This window comes from Vibrio sp. NH-7, assembly GCF_053643215.1.
The window spans coordinates 1,195,670-1,213,121 of the sequence record NZ_CM132187.1; the positions used below are offsets into that span (position 1 = coordinate 1,195,670).

General features: G+C 45.5%; 18 protein-coding genes, 1 riboswitch and 1 other annotated feature. Of the genes, 14 read left to right on the forward strand and 4 right to left on the reverse strand.

Annotation, left to right across the window (positions count from 1 at the left end; all coding sequences use genetic code 11):
* From ACUALS_RS05650 to ACUALS_RS05660, 3 genes are read left to right on the forward strand one after another with little or no spacing between them, the layout of a single operon-like run.
* Window positions 1-525 (forward strand): DUF2878 domain-containing protein, encoded by a 525-nt coding sequence (locus tag ACUALS_RS05650; RefSeq protein ID WP_454449047.1) that lies wholly within the window; start codon window positions 1-3, stop codon window positions 523-525.
* Window positions 482-1,042 (forward strand): chalcone isomerase family protein, encoded by a 561-nt coding sequence (locus ACUALS_RS05655; RefSeq protein ID WP_454449048.1) that lies wholly within the window; start codon window positions 482-484, stop codon window positions 1,040-1,042. The genes ACUALS_RS05650 and ACUALS_RS05655 overlap by 44 nt, the downstream gene beginning before the upstream one ends.
* A complete protein-coding gene (locus ACUALS_RS05660) occupies window positions 1,042-1,566 on the forward strand; it encodes a DUF3833 domain-containing protein (protein ID WP_454449049.1) in 525 nt (174 codons plus the stop codon). The genes ACUALS_RS05655 and ACUALS_RS05660 overlap by 1 nt, the downstream gene beginning before the upstream one ends.
* A 79-nt stretch (window positions 1,567-1,645) precedes the next feature.
* Here ACUALS_RS05660 and purB read toward each other — a convergent pair whose 3' ends face one another.
* The 3 genes from purB to mnmA form a co-directional block, all read right to left on the reverse strand.
* Window positions 1,646-3,016 (reverse strand): adenylosuccinate lyase, encoded by a 1,371-nt coding sequence (gene purB, locus ACUALS_RS05665; RefSeq protein WP_454449050.1) that lies wholly within the window; start codon window positions 3,014-3,016, stop codon window positions 1,646-1,648.
* A gap of 158 nt (window positions 3,017-3,174) precedes the next feature.
* Window positions 3,175-3,795 (reverse strand): high frequency lysogenization protein HflD, encoded by a 621-nt coding sequence (gene hflD / locus ACUALS_RS05670; RefSeq protein ID WP_005470549.1) that lies wholly within the window; start codon window positions 3,793-3,795, stop codon window positions 3,175-3,177.
* Between the two features lie 29 nt (window positions 3,796-3,824).
* Complete coding sequence (mnmA, locus tag ACUALS_RS05675; protein ID WP_005470427.1) at window positions 3,825-4,949, reverse strand: tRNA 2-thiouridine(34) synthase MnmA; 1,125 nt, start codon at window positions 4,947-4,949, stop codon at window positions 3,825-3,827.
* Window positions 4,950-5,143: 194 nt separating this feature from the next.
* Here mnmA and ACUALS_RS05680 point away from each other — a divergent pair, with 194 nt between their 5' ends.
* Window positions 5,144-5,413, forward strand: coding sequence for a hypothetical protein (locus ACUALS_RS05680; RefSeq protein ID WP_005470329.1), 270 nt, complete (start codon window positions 5,144-5,146; stop codon window positions 5,411-5,413).
* A 153-nt stretch (window positions 5,414-5,566) separates the two neighbouring features.
* The gene (locus ACUALS_RS05685) at window positions 5,567-6,871 is read left to right on the forward strand and encodes an inosine/guanosine kinase (RefSeq protein WP_038138668.1); all 1,305 of its coding nucleotides are present in this window, start codon (window positions 5,567-5,569) and stop codon (window positions 6,869-6,871) included.
* 78 nt (window positions 6,872-6,949) lie between these two features.
* On the opposite strand, the gene ACUALS_RS05690 is transcribed toward ACUALS_RS05685, so the two are convergent.
* Window positions 6,950-7,363: an H-NS family histone-like protein gene (locus tag ACUALS_RS05690; RefSeq protein WP_005470435.1), complete on the reverse strand. Its 414-nt coding sequence runs from the start codon at window positions 7,361-7,363 to the stop codon at window positions 6,950-6,952.
* A 555-nt stretch (window positions 7,364-7,918) separates the two neighbouring features.
* A riboswitch (Lysine riboswitch) is annotated at window positions 7,919-8,100 on the forward strand.
* A 113-nt stretch (window positions 8,101-8,213) separates the two neighbouring features.
* Here ACUALS_RS05690 and tet(35) point away from each other — a divergent pair.
* The 9 genes from tet(35) (at window position 8,214) to hisIE (ending at window position 17,372) form a co-directional block, all read left to right on the forward strand.
* Window positions 8,214-9,815: a tetracycline efflux Na+/H+ antiporter family transporter Tet(35) gene (gene tet(35), locus ACUALS_RS05695; protein WP_005470493.1), complete on the forward strand. Its 1,602-nt coding sequence runs from the start codon at window positions 8,214-8,216 to the stop codon at window positions 9,813-9,815.
* A gap of 177 nt (window positions 9,816-9,992) precedes the next feature.
* Window positions 9,993-10,129 (forward strand) — a sequence feature (His leader region).
* Window positions 10,130-10,184: 55 nt separating this feature from the next.
* Window positions 10,185-11,081 (forward strand): ATP phosphoribosyltransferase, encoded by an 897-nt coding sequence (gene hisG, locus ACUALS_RS05700; protein ID WP_038189418.1) that lies wholly within the window; start codon window positions 10,185-10,187, stop codon window positions 11,079-11,081.
* 5 nt (window positions 11,082-11,086) lie between these two features.
* On the forward strand, window positions 11,087-12,397 hold the full coding sequence (gene hisD / locus ACUALS_RS05705) for a histidinol dehydrogenase (RefSeq protein ID WP_039626395.1): 1,311 nt from the start codon (window positions 11,087-11,089) through the stop codon (window positions 12,395-12,397).
* 12 nt (window positions 12,398-12,409) lie between these two features.
* On the forward strand, window positions 12,410-13,450 hold the full coding sequence (hisC, locus tag ACUALS_RS05710; protein ID WP_454449051.1) for a histidinol-phosphate transaminase: 1,041 nt from the start codon (window positions 12,410-12,412) through the stop codon (window positions 13,448-13,450).
* A gap of 70 nt (window positions 13,451-13,520) precedes the next feature.
* Window positions 13,521-14,594 (forward strand): bifunctional histidinol-phosphatase/imidazoleglycerol-phosphate dehydratase HisB, encoded by a 1,074-nt coding sequence (gene hisB, locus ACUALS_RS05715; protein ID WP_454449052.1) that lies wholly within the window; start codon window positions 13,521-13,523, stop codon window positions 14,592-14,594.
* Between the two features lie 26 nt (window positions 14,595-14,620).
* Window positions 14,621-15,235, forward strand: coding sequence for an imidazole glycerol phosphate synthase subunit HisH (gene hisH / locus ACUALS_RS05720; RefSeq protein WP_454449053.1), 615 nt, complete (start codon window positions 14,621-14,623; stop codon window positions 15,233-15,235).
* 12 nt (window positions 15,236-15,247) lie between these two features.
* Window positions 15,248-15,985 (forward strand): 1-(5-phosphoribosyl)-5-[(5-phosphoribosylamino)methylideneamino]imidazole-4-carboxamide isomerase, encoded by a 738-nt coding sequence (gene hisA / locus ACUALS_RS05725; protein ID WP_454449054.1) that lies wholly within the window; start codon window positions 15,248-15,250, stop codon window positions 15,983-15,985.
* Window positions 15,967-16,740, forward strand: a complete 774-nt coding sequence (gene hisF / locus ACUALS_RS05730) for an imidazole glycerol phosphate synthase subunit HisF (protein ID WP_004749837.1) — start codon at window positions 15,967-15,969, stop codon at window positions 16,738-16,740. Before hisA ends, hisF begins: the two co-directional genes overlap by 19 nt.
* A complete protein-coding gene (gene hisIE, locus ACUALS_RS05735; protein ID WP_454449055.1) occupies window positions 16,737-17,372 on the forward strand; it encodes a bifunctional phosphoribosyl-AMP cyclohydrolase/phosphoribosyl-ATP diphosphatase HisIE in 636 nt (211 codons plus the stop codon). The genes hisF and hisIE overlap by 4 nt, the downstream gene beginning before the upstream one ends.
* The last annotated feature ends 80 nt before the right edge of the window (window positions 17,373-17,452 follow it).

Here is a 17,452-nt window from a genome sequence, read left to right on the forward strand (position 1 = left end):
ATGAGTGCTCGACGTTTAATCCTCTTATCCACATGGTTTCAGATCATCTGGTTTCTTGCCATATTGGGTAGAGAAGAGTGGGTATGGCTGACGTTGAGCCTTGTGTTTGTTACCCAGCTCTTGACCGTTGGGCTCAGCCAAATTCGATTGGGGGCATGGTTAGGGTTGCTAGTACTCGGTGTATGTACAGACTACGCCAACTACTATTTTGGCTTGTTTCAGTTTGAACCAAGCCGTTTTCCAATCTGGCTCATCCTCCTTTGGGCTATCTTCCTCTGGTATGCCAACTATTTAACGCCGATTCTGAACCAATACCACCCAGTTCTCGTATCAATAGTGAGTGGGATAGCTGGCGCAATGAGTTACTTTGCCGGCATGAAACTCCAAGCGGTTGCCTTCCCACATGGTAACGTGACGACTCTATTGGTTCTGTTCATCGAGTGGTCACTCCTTATTATTGTGATTAAGAAGGTGTATAGCCATGAGCCGAGTCTTTCAGTTGATCAAAAGGGGGCTAACTTTTAGCCTGCTAGTCTCATCCACGAGCTATGCGGCACCAATAGACAGCGAAACTGAATGGAACACGTGGCCTGCTGTGGGAGAAGCTCAGTTGTCGGTATTTATTTTTGATGTCTATCAGTCACGACTCCAAACGCCCAATGGAACCTATTCTGTTGATGCTGACATTACGCCTCATCCTCTAGCACTTTCGATCGATTACCAAAGAGATATAAGCCAGCAGCAATTGCTTGATGCAACCGAAGACCAGTGGGAAGAAATGGGTTTCGACAAGCAACTCTCACAGAGATGGATTCAAGAGTTGGTGACCATCTTCCCAAATATCGAGAAAGGACAAAACCTCACTTACGTGACCGATGGCCAAAGCGGGCACTTTTATTTTCGTTCGAATGAAATGGCATCGCCGACACGTATCGGCTCAATCACCGACGAGAGCTTGAATGACGCCTTTCTCGCTATCTGGCTTTCACCCAAAACTACGTACCCTAAACTGCGAGCACAACTAATAGGACTTAGCCAATAATGAAACTTTTGAAAACCTTTCTTCTAACGTTAGTTTTTGCCGTCACGGGGTGTTCCGCTGACTTAGACAGCTACCAAGCATCAAATCCACGCTTTGACCTTTTCGACTATTTTGAAGGTAAAGTGACCGCTTGGGGTATGGTTCAAGATTACACCGACAAGCAAACCCGTCGTTTTACGGTTGAGATTATTGGCAGCGTTGAAGGTGACACGCTCACACTGGTTGAAGATTTCGTGTTTGATGACGGAGAGATAGACCAGCGAATTTGGGTGATTAATCGAGATGGTGAAGGTAGTTATGTCGGCCAAGCAGATGACATCATCGGACAGGCAACGGGCAAAGAAGTTGGCAACGCACTTCAATGGCGGTACGACTTTGAACTAAAAATGGATGATTCATCCGTGGTGGTTGGGTTTGATGATTGGTTATATCGCCAAGACGAAAATCACGTATTCAATTTAACCAAAATCAAAAAGTTTGGCATTGAGGTTGGAACGATAACTCTTTTCTTTCAAAAGCAATAACGCTCAACTTAATCACACTCATAAACAAAAAGGGCTGATATGTTTACATCAGCCCTTTGATATTTAACTGTTGAGAGGATTACAGCTTATCTGTCAGCTCGATTGCTTGACCGATGTAGTTCGCTGGCGTCATCTCTTTAAGGCGCGCTTTCTCGTGCTCAGGAAGCTCAAGACCGTCGATGAAGTTACGCATTGCTTCGCCGTCTACACGCTTACCACGAGTTAGTTCTTTTAGCTTCTCGTATGGTTTTTCGATGCCGTAACGACGCATTACCGTTTGTACAGGCTCTGCCAATACTTCCCAGTTTTGGTCTAGTTCAGCAAGAAGCGCTTCACGGTTAACTTCTAGCTTGCTGATACCTTTAAGCGTAGAAGTGTAAGCGATGATAGCGTAGCCCACACCCACACCTAGGTTACGTAGAACCGTTGAGTCAGTTAGGTCACGCTGCCAGCGAGAGATAGGTAGTTTCTGTGCTAGGTGGCCGAATACAGCGTTCGCAAGACCTAGGTTACCTTCTGAGTTTTCAAAGTCGATTGGGTTAACTTTGTGAGGCATGGTTGAAGAGCCGATCTCACCAGCAATAGTTTTTTGCTTGAAGTGGCCAAGTGCAATGTAACCCCAAACGTCACGGTCGAAGTCAATCAGGATAGTGTTGAAACGAGCGATAGCGTCGAACAGCTCAGCGATGTAATCGTGCGGTTCGATTTGAGTTGTGTAAGGGTTCCAAGTAACGCCTAGAGACTCAGTGATGAACTCTTCAGAGAACTTGTGCCAATCTAGCTCTGGGTAAGCAGAAAGGTGTGCGTTGTAGTTACCTACTGCACCGTTGATTTTCGCTAGAATCTCAACGTTTTCGATTTGCTTGAATTGACGCTCCATACGGTACGCCACGTTTGCCATTTCTTTACCCATAGTAGATGGAGAAGCAGGCTGACCGTGTGTACGAGATAGTAGAGGAATATCGCGGTATTCCACTGCTAGCGCTTTGATAGCGTCGATTAGGTTACGGATTTCTGGAAGAATCACGTTCTCACGCGCTTCTTTAAGCATTAGAGCGTGTGATGTGTTGTTGATGTCTTCAGAAGTACATGCGAAGTGGAAGAACTCGTTTACTGCGTGCAGTTCAGGAACGTCTGCTACTTTCTCTTTTAGGAAGTACTCAACCGCTTTTACGTCGTGGTTAGTTGTACGCTCGATCTCTTTGATACGGCGCGCGTCTTCTTCTGAGAAGTTTGCAGCAAGGTCGTCTAGGAATTGGTTTGCTTCTGCGCTAAACGCTGGCACTTCTGCAATTTCAGCAGTAGCAGCAAGCTTTTGTAGCCAGCGGATTTCAACGATAGTACGGTACTTTAGTAGACCGTATTCACTGAAAATTTCGCGTAACGCAATTGTCTTGCTTCCGTAACGACCGTCTACTGGTGAAACAGCAGTCAATGCTGACAGTTCCATGATGTTCTCCTGAATTGAGTTTCTAAATTTCGTGAGCTTTATACCAATATCGAAAGCGTTTGTCACTAGCATTGCGCAAACGTTTGCCTTGGTTGTCTTTGATACGAAGTTTTTTGGTATAAACGAAGAGCTCGCGACAAGTCGCGAGCTCATAGTGATTATTGCATTCTTGCTAACAGGATTTGAGCTTGTTCGACCATCTTCTTACGCCCAAAAATCAGGTGGCGGCGTTTGCCTCCAACTTGACGCCAAAGGACAGAGCAGCGAATACCGGAAAGAAGCAGCGCTCTTACTTTGTGTTGGTTGGTCGTCTGTTGGAGTACAGATGGGGTGCCCGTAACTTGAATTCGGGGGCCAATAGGGCTCACTACATCAAGATAGACACTCGCGAGATTGCTGAGCATTTGCTCGTCGAGTAGCTCGAAATGGTCAAGTTGGCGCTCTAGCATTTGGATGCGATCACCTAGCTGTGCCATAGCATCATTACGTCCGCTTAGCTTACGTTCTAATGCCATCAAGCTAATGATGTAACGGGTAATTTCGCTGCCAGTTGGCGTACTGTCAATGCCCTTGACTAAACATTCTAAACCCAGTTTAAGATCTGACTCGCGGCCAAATACACTTACCGTATTGCTCGGGTTCGTGTTCATGATCGCTTTGAGAGACGTTTCAAACGCGTCGTTGTCGCAGTGACCGTTTTTCGCTACTTGTTGGACCAAAGCAACGGCTTGGCAAATTCCTGCGAATGCGATGGTGCGGTCATATAATGCGTTAGCCACGTAGTCATACTCCTAAATGTAAGCGTAAATTAAATGCGTTTTTCGATAATACCACCACCAAGACAGACTTCGCCTTGGTAGAATACCGCAGATTGACCAGGGGTGACGGCGATCTGAGGCTCATCAAAAATAACTTTAATGTTTTCATCATCAATTGGGATGATTGTACAAGGTATATCTGTTTGACGGTAACGTGTTTTTACCGTGCACTTCAAAACATCAGTAATTGGTGTGCGATCTACCCAGTGGAGTTGGGAAGCGATCAAGCCTTCTGATTTTAGAAGAGGGTGATCTTTACCCTGAACGGCAATCAATACGTTGCGTTTTAGGTCTTTGTCGCCAACAAACCAAGGCTCTTCATTACCACCGCCGCCTTTTTGACCACCGATGTGAAGCCCTTTACGTTGGCCCAAAGTATGGTACATCAACCCTTGGTGTTTACCGATAACTTTGCCTTCAGGCGTTTCGATGTTGCCTGGCTGCGCGGGTAGGTATTTGCCAAGGAATTCAGTAAACTTACGTTCACCGATGAAGCAGATACCTGTTGAGTCTTTTTTCTTCGCGGTGATGAGATCTTGCTCTTCCGCGATGCGTCGAACTTCAGGCTTTTCAAGCTCACCAACAGGGAACAGACTACGGGCAACTTGGTCACTGCTTAGTGTATATAGGAAGTAACTTTGGTCTTTATTACTGTCCAGACCACGCAGCATCTCAGGTTTTGCTCCCGCATCAAGCTCTTCCTGAGTTGGGAAAGTGCGGCGAACATAATGCCCCATGGCGATATAATCCGCGTCGAGTACTTCATCTGCAAACTCTAGGAAGGCTTTAAACTTGATTTCTTTGTTACAAAGAATGTCTGGGTTTGGCGTTCGTCCTGCTTTGTATTCCGCAAGGAAATATTCGAATACATTATCCCAGTACTCAGCCGCAAAGTTGATGGTGTGAAGGTGAATGCCTAACTTGTCACACACTGCTTGAGCGTCAGCTAGATCTTCAGCTGCCGTGCAATACTCCTCATTGTCATCTTCTTCCCAGTTCTTCATGAACAGGCCTTCTACTTGGTAACCTTGCTGTTGTAGCAGGTACGCAGAAACAGATGAATCAACGCCGCCGGACATACCGACGATGACTTTCTTTTGGCTGTTGTCAGACATTACTTAACACCACTTAAATTAACTGGACGCAGATTCTAACAGAAAGCCGTTCGAGGTGACAGATCCGAGATCGGACTCACACTTCGAAAACAGAGCGAATTTTGTTCTGTTAATCACTATATCTGCGCTTTTTTAACAATAGAGTGTCTATATATGGCATAGTTGCCGAAAATCAAGCCTAACGGGTTAAACAAATGAGTGAAGAAAACCAAGTTTTAGAAGAATCCCATTTGATCGAAGTGGTCGAGAATCAATTGGAAGATGGCAACCCTATTAAAGTCAAAGAGACCCTCATGCGGTTGATGATGACAGGAACCCCGCGTGATGAAGCCGTAGCAATGATGGCCTGTGCCATGTCGATTGAAATATTCGATGTAATGAAAAACGACGGGGAATTTAATCTTAAACGCTACTCTGAAAACCTAGATCGTTTGCCTGATTTGAGCTTCATGGAAGGGGAATAACTTCCTCTTATTTAAAACGTTCTGAAACGTTCGTAAATTAATTATGCCTGCAAACGTTTGCTATGCTTGCGATTGTTGCCGCGCCCAATTGTGCGCGGTAGAATCCGGCATCCTTTCATCCCTTACTCGAATCCTTTACCACAGAATATAGCTATGAAATTTCCTGGCCAACGTAAATCGAAACACTACTTTCCCGTACACGCACGCGATCCTTTGGTGAGCCAAGCACAAGAAAGCAAGAAAATGTCTCGCACCCACATTATCGGTATTGATCAAACCTTGGTTGATATTGAAGCAAAGGTGAGTTCAGAGCTAATCGAAAAATATAACTTGAGTAAGGGACACTCATTAGTTATCGACGATGTCACGGCAGAAGCTTTATATGTTGAGCTGAAACAGAACGAGCTTATCACCAATGAATATGCAGGCGGCACCATTGGTAATACGCTACACAACTATTCTGTTCTTGCTGATGATCGTTCAACGCTACTAGGGGTGATGAGCCAAGATATTAAAATTGGCAGCTATGGCTATCGTTATCTGTGTAATACATCCAGCCGAATGGATTTGAATTACCTGCAAGGGGTTGAGGGCGCGATTGGACGTTGCTTTGCACTCATTACCGAAGATGGTGAGCGTACTTTTGCGATCAGTGAAGGCCAGATGAACCAACTTCACCCTGATAGCATTCCTGAAAAAATCTTTAAAAACGCGTCTGCGCTGGTATTAACGGCCTATTTGGTACGTTGTAAAGAGGGCGACCCGATGCCAGAAGCGACAATGCGCGCGATTGAGTACGCTAAAAAGCATGAAGTACCGGTAGTACTTACGTTAGGTACCAAATTTGTCATTCAAGACGATCCTCAATTTTGGCAAGCTTTCTTGCGTGACCACGTTTCTGTTGTGGCCATGAATGAAGATGAAGCTGAAGCTCTGACGGGCGAGTCTGACCCATTGGCTGCGTCTGATAAAGCGCTTGATTGGGTGGACTTGGTGCTATGTACCGCTGGTCCTGTTGGCTTGTTTATGGCTGGCTATACTGAAGAAGCGGCTAAGCGCGAGACTTCTCTACCTTTATTGCCAGGTAGTATCGCAGAATTTAACCGTTTTGAATTTAGTCGACCAGCAGTAAAAGATAACTGCGAAAACCCAATTAAAGTGTATTCGCATATTTCACCTTATATGGGTGGGCCTGAGAAGATTAAAAATACAAATGGTGCAGGGGATGCAGCGTTATCTGCCTTACTGCACGACATGGCGGCAAACAAGTATCACAAAGAAAACGTGCCTAACTCAAGCAAACATGCCCATGCTTATTTGACTTACTCGTCGTTTTCTCAGGTATGCAAGTATTCAAACCGTGCTAGCTATGAAGTTCTGGTACAACACTCGCCACGTTTGTCTAAAGGCTTGCCTGAAAGAGAAGACAGCTTGGAAGAAGCGTATTGGGAACGATAGAAAAGAAAGCCTCAAAATTATGAGGTTTTTGACTTATAAAAAAAGCGCCATGAAGGCGCTTTTTTGTTTTTACGTATTTTAGATAAGGAAATCGTCTAGTGATTTACCTGCATCTAATTGTTCTTGAATTGCTGAAGGTGTACGACCTTGGCCAGTCCAAGTTTTTTCTTCGCCATTCGCATCGGTGTATTTGTACTTCGCAGGGCGAGGCGCACGCTTTGATTTCGCTTTAGTTTTTGCTTTTGAGTCACCAGCAAGCGCAGAAATCAATGCTTCTACATCGATGCCATCTTTTGCGATTTGCTCTGCAATAGCCGACAGTTTAGCTTCTTGCTCAGCTGCTGCCGCACGTTCTGCTTCTTCTGCTTCTCGGCGTTCTTCTACAACTGTCGTCAATTTTTCTAGTGCTTCTTCCAATTGCTCCAGTGTTAATTCACGAGAGAAAGCACGCAAGCTGCGAATGTTTAATAGTGTTTTTGTTAGTTCCGACATATTTAAATCTCACTTTTATAAGGAGTGCCTAATATGAAAGATAATAATCCTGAAAAATGGATATTACAATATATAGAATGTAAATTTAGTTAAATCCTGACAAATATAATTCATCGCAGAAGATTTGTATTTTTTTACGCAAGTTTTCGTGACCTAGTTTAGTTTTTACTGGCTGGTTTAGACCATATTGATAAATAATCAACTCATGATTAAGTATTTGGTTTCATATATTGGAAACTGTTTCTAATTTAAGAATAAACAAATCGTCAAAAAATAGTCGGCGACAAACATTTGAATTTTTAGGTGCCACATTATTAATGTCTATTTTAGATGCTTACCAAGATAGTCATTCCTTAGTTGTATGAGATGGTATGCAAAGAATGTCTATGCACAAAAGTTGGAAGGTTAATCTTTTCGGCATAAAAATATTTTTAACAATAAATCTGGCACGATGTATTGAAAAGAAGTGTGACTTAAGTACAATAAGCGGAACCTAATGCATTATGCTGGTTAAATTATTGTTAAAATGACTTTTCGATAGTTTAAAGTTTCAGCATGTGCGGTAGAGGCGCGGAATAAATAAGTAATGCTTGTTGGGGTGATGCCAATGAACAAGTAGGAAAGGTTATTTCGCCGAAGTGGGCTATCAAATCAACGATGCTTGCTGGGGTTACACTCGAAAGGGGTAACACTGCCATAGTCTATAATTTGTAAAACTATGGAGCGCTACTGTAGGGCTGGGTAAGCATTCGCTTGCCTGTCGCTTATTTTTAGTTAATTGTTTGGAAATGAGTTCCTTCAATTAGTCTGCAGTAGATCTCTAACCATTTATTACTGGTTTTTGAAGATCATGAATTTAATTGATTTTGCATCATCTCCTTTATCTCTTTTGCCTCCTTTAGTGGCGTTGAGTCTTGCTATTGTTACGCGTCGCGTACTTGTTTCTCTAGGTGTCGGTATTGTTCTTGGTGCTGTCTTGCTTAATGACTACTCATTGGGTAATGCGCTTGGATATGTTGGCTCTACTGTATCTAGTGTGTTCATCGAAGACGGTGGGATTAACACTTGGAACATGAGTATTGTCGGCTTCCTATTGTTGCTCGGTATGATGACTGCGCTGTTAACACTGTCGGGTGGTACTCGCGCTTTTGCTGAGTGGGCGCAGACACGCGTGAAAAGCAAACGTGGTTCTAAGCTTTTGGCTGCGTTTCTTGGCGTGTTCATCTTCGTCGATGACTACTTTAATAGTTTAGCGGTAGGGGCAATCTCTCGACCTGTTACTGACCGTTTCTACGTGTCTCGCGCTAAGCTTGCTTATATCCTCGATTCTACAGCGGCACCTATGTGTGTGATCATGCCTGCGTCTAGCTGGGGTGCTTACATCATGACAATCATCGGCGGCATTCTTGTCTCACACGGCATTACAGAATACTCGGCATTGGGCGCATACTTACGTTTGGTTCCGATGAACTTCTACGCAATCTTTGCGCTATTGATGGTATTCGCTGTGGCTTGGTTTGGCTTAGATATTGGCAAGATGCGTGACCACGAGATCGCTGCGTCTCAGGGCCGAGGTTTTGACAAAGACCAAGAGAATGATACCGAGGAAGCTCATGAGCTGAACGAAGAGCTAGATATCCGCGAAAGCGAAGGCGGCAAAGTGTCTGATCTTGTTTTGCCGATTGTTTTCCTAATTATTGCGACGGTTGCGTCAATGCTTTATACCGGTGGTCAAGCGTTGGCTTCAGACGGTATTGAGTTCAATCTATTGGGCGCGTTTGAGAATACTGATGTTGGTACCTCTTTAATTTACGGTGGTTTGGTTGGCCTAGCGGTTGCTCTATTCACGGTATTCAAACAAGGTATCGCCGCATCGGAAATTGGCCGTACGCTTTGGATCGGTGCCAAATCAATGTTTGGCGCAATTCTTATCCTAGTCTTCGCATGGACAATTGGTTCTGTCATTGGCGACATGAACACAGGTAAATATCTGTCAACGCTTGCGCAAGGCAATATTAACCCACACTGGTTACCTGTAATCTTGTTCCTATTGTCTGGCTTGATGGCGTTCTCGACGGGCACATCATGGGGTACGTTTGGTATCATGTTACCAATCGCAGGTGATATGGCTGGCGCAACCGATCTTGCGTTAATGCTTCCGATGCTAAGTGCTGTTTTAGCCGGTTCGGTATTTGGTGATCACTGTTCACCAATCTCAGATACGACCATTCTGTCTTCGACAGGCGCACGTTGTAATCACATTGATCACGTTGCGACACAGCTACCTTACGCCTTGTCTGTTGCAGCCGTATCCTGCATTGGTTTCATCACATTGGGTATGACGGCGTCGGTCGGTATTTCGTTTGCCGTCTCGTCTGTGGCGTTTGTAGCGGTTTGTGTATTGCTATCTGTCCTGTCTAAATCGAAAATGGCCAGTTGTCAAAATGCTTAACTGAGCAATAGTGCATCATGTTAAAAAGGGAGCTTCGGCTCCCTTTTTTAATTGTCATATACAAATGGAAAAAAGTTTAAATAAATGGTTGAAAAATGTTTACACCTTAGTTAGTGTGGATATCAACAAAGCGAACACGAAGAGCTATATAAGTATGCGTCCAACAGTAATGAACATTCATCACCATCATCACCCAGTCTAGTCTTTCGGGAGATGCGCGCATACCCGGGAGGCAGGAAACTCCCGGAGGCTAAAATCGTAAACTACAAGATTTAGAACCCTCGGGAGACCAACTCTTCCGAGGGTTTTTTAGTATTCGATTAACGTAAAATTTCATAAATTTCAAATATTTGCACAGGGATTACAGCAATGCAAACACAACGCCTAAGAATCGCAATTCAGAAAAAAGGTCGCCTCAGCAAAGAGAGCCAAGCTCTACTTAAAAAATGTGGCGTGAAGTTCAATGTTATGGGTGAGCGATTAGTTGTTCATTCAGAAAATATGCCAATTGACTTGCTGTTAGTCCGTGACGACGATATTCCAGGTCTGATTATGGATGGTGTGGTTGACCTAGGCTTCATTGGCGAAAACGAACTGGAAGAAGTTCGTCTCGATCGTAAAGCGTTGGGTGAGCCGTCTGAATTTGTTCAACTTCGTCGACTTGATTTCGGTGGTTGCCGTTTGTCTATCGCAATCGATAAAGACGAAGAGTATAACGGCCCTCAAGACCTTGCTGGAAAACGTATTGCCACAACTTACCCGCAGCTATTAAAAGCTTACATGGATGAAGCGGGCGTTCCATTCTCAACATGTATGCTGACAGGTTCAGTAGAAGTTGCCCCTCGTGCGGGTCTTGCTGATGCCATTGCTGACTTAGTTTCTACTGGTGCAACGTTGGAAGCGAATGGCCTTAAAGAAGCTGAGATCATCTTCAAATCAAAAGCGACACTGATTCAACGTACTGGTGAGTTCGACGCAGACAAAGTCGCGCTAATTGAAAAGCTCCTGACTCGTATGCAGGGCGTACAGCAAGCGAAAGAGTCTAAGTACATCATGCTACACGCGCCAGCTGAGAAGTTAGACCAAATCAAAGCACTACTGCCAGGCGCGGAAGATCCAACGGTATTACCTCTGTCTGCCGACAAGCAAAAAGTTGCGGTTCATTTGGTAAGTACTGAAAACCTGTTCTGGGAAACCATGGAACAACTGAAAGAACTGGGTGCGAGCTCAATTCTAGTACTACCAATTGACAAAATGATGGAGTAACGGCAATGAGAACTGTTGTATGGCAATCACTCAGTGAAACGCAACAAGACGCGATTTTGGAACGCCCAGCGATTAGCGAAGGGGCAAATATTACCGCGTCAGTTGCCGAAGTTATTGCGAAGGTTCGCGAAGAAGGTGACGCTGCGCTGTTTGAGCTGACTGAAAAGTTTGACCGTGTAACTCCAGATTCGCTAAGAGTCTCTGAGCAAGAAGTGACAGCGGCGTGTGGTCGTTTGTCTGACAATATGAAAAAGGCGTTGGATCAAGCGTACTCAAACATTGCTAAGTTTCACAAAGCGCAGAAGCCACAGCCCATCAAGGTAGAAACTCAACCGGGTGTACTTTGTGAACAGGTCACGCGCCCAATTCAAAAAGTGGGTTTGTATATTCCTGGTGGCAGTGCGCCATTGCCATCAACGGTTTTGATGCTTGGTGTTCCAGCAAAAATTGCAGGTTGTCGTAAAGTAGTCTTGTGCTCACCACCACCAATTGCTGATGAAATTTTATATGTTGCAAGACTGTGCGGCATTGATGAAGTCTACAATGTCGGCGGTGGACAGGCGGTTGCTGCGATGGCTTACGGTACAGAGACCGTATCGAAAGTCGACAAAATCTTTGGTCCGGGCAACGCTTACGTGACCGAGGCAAAGCGACAGGTGAGCAATGATTTCCGTGGCGCAGCGATTGATATGCCAGCAGGTCCATCAGAAGTGCTAGTGATTGCCGATGAAACCTCAGATGCAGACTTCATTGCGGCAGACCTTCTAAGCCAAGCTGAGCACGGCCCTGATTCTCAAGTGGTGTTGGTCACGCCTTCTCCTGTGATTGCCGATCAAGTGACGGACGCGGTTCAACGCCAGCTGAAAGAACTGTCTCGAGCTGATATTGCTGAAAAGGCGTTGGCATCGAGTTTGATCATTATCTCTGAATCTCTTACTCAAGCGGTTTCTATCTCGAATTACTACGGTCCTGAGCACTTAATTGTTCAGACTAAGAACCCACGCGAGCTTCTGCCTCTATTAGATAACGCAGGCTCAATTTTCCTTGGTGATTGGTCGCCTGAATCAGCAGGTGATTATGCATCGGGCACCAACCACGTTCTTCCTACTTACGGTTACACACGCACGTATTCAAGCTTAGGTTTGGCGGACTTCTCGAAACGTATGACGGTTCAAGAGCTGTCTGCTGATGGCCTAAAGAACCTTGCACCAACAGTGGTCACCATGGCGGAAGCGGAAGGTTTGGATGCGCACAAACGTGCAGTGACTATTCGTACTGAAAAATTAACCCGCGTAGAAAAATTGGCAGCTAAGTAAGAGGATATTGAGATGGAAAAGCTAGCGCGTAAACAAGTCCAAAAACTTACCCCTTATTTATCGGCTCGCCGAATTGGTGGTACTGGTGACGTTTGGCTAAATGCCAACGAATCACCATTCAACAATGAATATACAACAGACTTTGCCCGTCTTAATCGTTACAGCGAATGTCAGCCAAAAGAGTTGATTTCCGCTTATGCAGCCTATGCGGGTGTGAAACCAGAACAAACGCTGACCTCTCGCGGGGCAGATGAAGGTATTGAACTACTGATTCGTGCATTCTGTGAGCCGGGTGAAGATGCGATTCTTTACTGTCCACCAACTTACGGTATGTATGCCATCAGCGCGGAAACCATCGGTGTAGAGCGTAAAACTGTGCCGCTAACGTCAGATTGGCAACTAGACCTTGCAGGTATCGAAGCCAATCTGGATAACGTGAAACTGGTTTTTGTATGTTCGCCAAACAATCCAACAGGTAACTTAGTTAAGCGTGAAGATATTGTCTCTCTGCTTGAGATGACAAAAGACCGTGCAATCGTGGTGATGGATGAAGCGTATATTGATTTTTGTCCAGAAGCGTCAACGGTAGATTTGCTGGCGCAATATCCGAACCTTGCCATACTGCGTACTCTGTCGAAAGCTTTCGCGCTTGCTGGTCTGCGTTGTGGATTTACGCTTGCGAACGAAGAGCTGATTAATGTACTTCTTAAAGTTATCGCACCGTACCCAGTCCCAGTTCCGGTGGCAGAAATTGCTATTCAAGCGCTGTCTGAAGCAGGTCTAGCGCGAGCTAAGTTCCAAGTTCTCGACTTGAATGCAAACCGAGCTTACTTGCAAGTTGGTCTTTCAATGATTCCGGGTTTGGAAGTGTTTGAAGGGTGGGGAAACTACCTATTGGTGAAATTCCCAGATGGCGATGATCTTTTCAAAGCAGCTTGGGATACGGGCATTATTTTGCGTAACTCGCCAATTGAGAACTGCGTACGTATCAGTGTTGGTAACCGCGACGAGTGTGAAAAAACGCTTGGATTTATTAGAAACTACTACTCATAAGTTGAGAAAGAATTAATCGCTCTTGCTCAATAGCGGGAGCGCCAAAAAGAATAGCAATAAGGAAGTTCGAGTGAGCAAACAACAAAAAATCCTTTTTATCGACCGTGACGGCACCTTAATTGTCGAGCCGCCGATTGATTTTCAAGTAGACCGTTTAGACAAACTAAAGCTAGAGCCATTTGTTATCCCAAGCCTGTTGTCGTTGCAGGATGCAGGATACCGCCTAGTGATGGTCACGAACCAAGATGGTTTGGGTACCGACAGCTACCCACAAGCTGATTTTGATGCACCACACAACATGATGATGGAGATCTTCGAATCTCAGGGCGTGAAGTTCGATGACGTGCTGATTTGTCCTCACTTCGATGAAGATAACTGCTCTTGCCGTAAGCCTAAGCTAGGCTTGGTAAAAGATTATCTTCAAGGTGGCAAAGTCGATTTCCAAAACTCTGTTGTGATTGGCGATCGTCAAACCGATCTTCAGCTTGCAGAAAACATGGCAATTCGTGGCATTCAATACAACCCAGAAACCATGGGTTGGAAACAGATCTTGAAAGATCTGACGGTGAAGGCACGTGTTGCTGAAGTCATTCGTACTACGAAAGAAACAGACATCAAAGTATTCGTTAATCTTGATGAGCAAGGCGGTAACGATATTTCTACAGGTCTTGGCTTCTTCGACCACATGCTGGATCAAATCGCGACGCACGGCGGATTCCAGATGGTGTGCAAAGTAGAAGGTGACCTGCACATTGATGATCACCACACGGTAGAAGATACCGCTCTTGCTTTGGGTCAGGCGTTGAAAGAAGCACTGGGTGACAAACGTGGTATTGGTCGCTTTGGTTTCAGCCTGCCAATGGATGAGTGCTTGGCACAATGTGCACTGGACCTATCTGGTCGTCCATACCTTAAATTCGACGCGCAGTTTAGCCGTGAGCAAGTGGGTGACCTTTCAACAGAGATGGTGGTTCATTTCTTCCGATCTCTGACTGACACATTAGCGTGTACGCTGCACCTGTCTTCTGCGGGCAATAATGACCACCACATCATTGAAAGCTTGTTTAAAGCGTTTGGTCGTACTTTACGTCAAGCAATCAAAGTAGAAGGCACTGAGCTACCAAGTAGTAAAGGCGTGCTTTAAGGCTCACGTTAGCAAGGAGAAAAACAGTGACAGAACAGAAAGTTGTCATTATCGATACTGGCTGTGCCAACGTTTCTTCGGTGAAGTTTGCCATCGAACGCCTAGGCTATGACGTAACTATTTCAAAAGATCCACAAGTTGTATTGGCAGCTGACAAGCTATTTCTACCGGGAGTGGGGACTGCCAGTGAAGCGATGAAGAACCTAGAAGAGCGCGATCTTATCAGCTTGGTAAAACAGGTAGAAAAGCCTTTGCTAGGTATCTGTTTAGGCATGCAACTATTGGGCAAAGTGTCTCAAGAAAAAGGCCAGAAAGCCGACGAGTTAGTCGAGTGCCTTGGACTTTGTGACGGTGAAGTGAAGTTGCTACAGACTGGCGACTTACCGCTGCCGCATATGGGCTGGAACACGGTGTCTGCAAAAGCAGGTAACCCACTGTTCAAAGGTATTGAAGAAGGTGAGTACTTCTACTTCGTGCACAGCTTTGCGATGCCTGTTGGGGATTACACGATTGCTCAATGTGAATACGGTAACCCGTTCACAGCCGCAGTACAAAGCGGTAACTACTACGGTGTGCAATTCCACCCTGAGCGTTCTTCAAAAGCGGGCGCGAAGCTTATTCAAAACTTCTTAGAATTATAAAAGGGATTTAGTGTGATTATTCCAGCTCTTGATTTAATTGAAGGACAGGTGGTTCGCCTTTATCAAGGTGATTACGGCCAAGTAACTGAGTACAAAGTCGACCCAGCAGAGCAGTTCAACTTGTACCACCAAGCGGGTGCTAACTGGCTGCACTTGGTGGATTTAACTGGTGCGAAAGACACGACAGCACGCCAGCTTGATTTGATTGCAAAGCTACTAGCAAGCACGCCAGCGAACATCCAAATTGGTGGTGGAGTGCGTACAGAGCAGGACGTGATTGATCTGCTAGAAGCCGGTGCGCAGCGCGTTGTCGTTGGTTCTACAGCGGTAAAACAGCCAGAGCTTGTGAAAGGTTGGATGGAAAAATACGGTGCAGAGAAAATCGTTCTCGCGCTAGACATCAACATCGATCAAGACGGCACACGTAAGGTAGCGATCTCTGGTTGGCAAGAAGACTCAGGCGTGACTATCGAAGCTTTAATCAACGATTACCTGACGGTAGGTCTACAACACGTGCTTTGCACGGACATTTCTCGTGACGGTACGCTAGTAGGCTCAAACGTTGAGCTTTACGTCGACTTATGTAAACAGTACCCACAAGTGCAGTTCCAATCTTCAGGCGGCATCGGTTCATTAGCGGATATCGAAGCACTAAAAGGCAGCGGTGTTGCTGGTGTGATTGTTGGTCGTGCATTGTTAGATGGTAAATTCACAGCAGAGGAGGCATTTGCATGCTGGCAAAGCGAATAATTCCATGTCTTGATGTTCGTGATGGACAAGTGGTAAAGGGCGTCCAGTTCCGTAACCATGAAATCATTGGCGATATCGTTCCTCTGGCGCAGCGTTATGCGGAAGAGGGCGCAGACGAGCTTGTGTTCTACGATATTACTGCTTCAAGTGATGGTCGTGTCGTCGATAAAAGTTGGGTCGCTCGCGTTGCTGAAGTGATTGATATTCCGTTCTGTGTGGCTGGTGGCATTAAATCAGCAGAAGACGCAGCGCGCATTCTTGAGTTTGGTGCAGACAAAGTGTCTATCAACTCACCTGCACTGGCGAACCCTCAGTTAATTACTGACCTTGCTGATAAGTTTGGTGTGCAATGTATCGTCGTAGGTATCGATTCATACTACGACAAAGAGACCGGCAAGTATCAGGTTTACCAGTTTACTGGTGATGAAGAACGTACCAAAGCGACCCAATGGGAAACGCGTGATTGGGTGCAAGAAGTGCAAAAACGTGGCGCTGGTGAAATCGTACTGAACATGATGAACCAAGATGGCGTGCGTAACGGCTACGATATTGAACAACTTAATATGGTGCGTGAAGTGTGTAACGTGCCATTGATTGCATCGGGTGGTGCAGGTGCCATGGAGCACTTCGCAGAAGCCTACCAAAAAGCAAATGTGGATGGTGCGCTTGCCGCGTCGGTATTCCACAAACAAGTCATCAATATTGGTGAACTAAAGCAGTATTTGAAACAACAAGGCATTGAGGTACGACTATGAGTGTGAAAGCCGCCGAAGTAAGTTCGCTAGCTGAGCGAATCAACTGGGAAAAGGTGGATGGTCTGGTACCTGCCATCGTACAAGATTTCCAATCAAGCCAAGTGCTGATGATGGGTTACATGAACCAAGATGCGTTGGCAAAAACGGGCGAAACAGGTCAAGTGACGTTTTTCTCTCGTACCAAAGAGCGCCTTTGGACCAAAGGGGAAACTTCAGGTAACGTATTGCAACTAGTGAACATGCAGCTTGATTGCGACAACGATACGCTATTGGTGAAGGTGAATCCCATTGGTCCAACTTGCCATACTGGAACGACGACTTGTTGGGATGGAGATCCGCAAGAGGAGTCACAAATGGTGTGGCTTCATCAACTTGAGCAGCTATTGGCTGCCCGCAAGAGTGCCGACCCAGATTCCTCTTATACTGCCAGTCTTTATGCCCGTGGCACCAAGCGTATTTCGCAAAAAGTGGGCGAAGAAGGCGTTGAAGTCGCGCTTGCGGCGACGTCGGGCGATAAGGCGGAGTTAGTGTGTGAATCGGCAGACTTGATTTACCACTTGCTGGTATTGCTTCAAGACCAAGGCTTATCGATGAATGATGTGGTGAATAAACTGAAAGAGCGTCATAAATAACCACGTTTAAAGCAACTACTCATAGAGTACGAATGCTTCATTAGATATGTAAACGCCCTCAGTTGAGGGCGTTTGATTTT

Bases quoted from the DNA above. Each gene is read 5' to 3' on its own strand.
- ACUALS_RS05650 (WP_454449047.1), top strand. From the start codon at position 1: ATGAGTGCTCGACGTTTAATCCTCTTATCCACATGGTTTCAGATCATC.
- ACUALS_RS05655 (WP_454449048.1), top strand. From the start codon at position 482: ATGAGCCGAGTCTTTCAGTTGATCAAAAGGGGGCTAACTTTTAGCCTG.
- ACUALS_RS05660 (WP_454449049.1), top strand. From the start codon at position 1,042: ATGAAACTTTTGAAAACCTTTCTTCTAACGTTAGTTTTTGCCGTCACG.
- purB (WP_454449050.1), bottom strand. From the start codon at position 3,016: ATGGAACTGTCAGCATTGACTGCTGTTTCACCAGTAGACGGTCGTTAC.
- mnmA (WP_005470427.1), bottom strand. From the start codon at position 4,949: ATGTCTGACAACAGCCAAAAGAAAGTCATCGTCGGTATGTCCGGCGGC.
- ACUALS_RS05680 (WP_005470329.1), top strand. From the start codon at position 5,144: ATGAGTGAAGAAAACCAAGTTTTAGAAGAATCCCATTTGATCGAAGTG.
- ACUALS_RS05685 (WP_038138668.1), top strand. From the start codon at position 5,567: ATGAAATTTCCTGGCCAACGTAAATCGAAACACTACTTTCCCGTACAC.
- ACUALS_RS05690 (WP_005470435.1), bottom strand. From the start codon at position 7,363: ATGTCGGAACTAACAAAAACACTATTAAACATTCGCAGCTTGCGTGCT.
- hisG (WP_038189418.1), top strand. From the start codon at position 10,185: ATGCAAACACAACGCCTAAGAATCGCAATTCAGAAAAAAGGTCGCCTC.
- hisD (WP_039626395.1), top strand. From the start codon at position 11,087: ATGAGAACTGTTGTATGGCAATCACTCAGTGAAACGCAACAAGACGCG.
- hisC (WP_454449051.1), top strand. From the start codon at position 12,410: ATGGAAAAGCTAGCGCGTAAACAAGTCCAAAAACTTACCCCTTATTTA.
- hisF (WP_004749837.1), top strand. From the start codon at position 15,967: ATGCTGGCAAAGCGAATAATTCCATGTCTTGATGTTCGTGATGGACAA.
- hisIE (WP_454449055.1), top strand. From the start codon at position 16,737: ATGAGTGTGAAAGCCGCCGAAGTAAGTTCGCTAGCTGAGCGAATCAAC.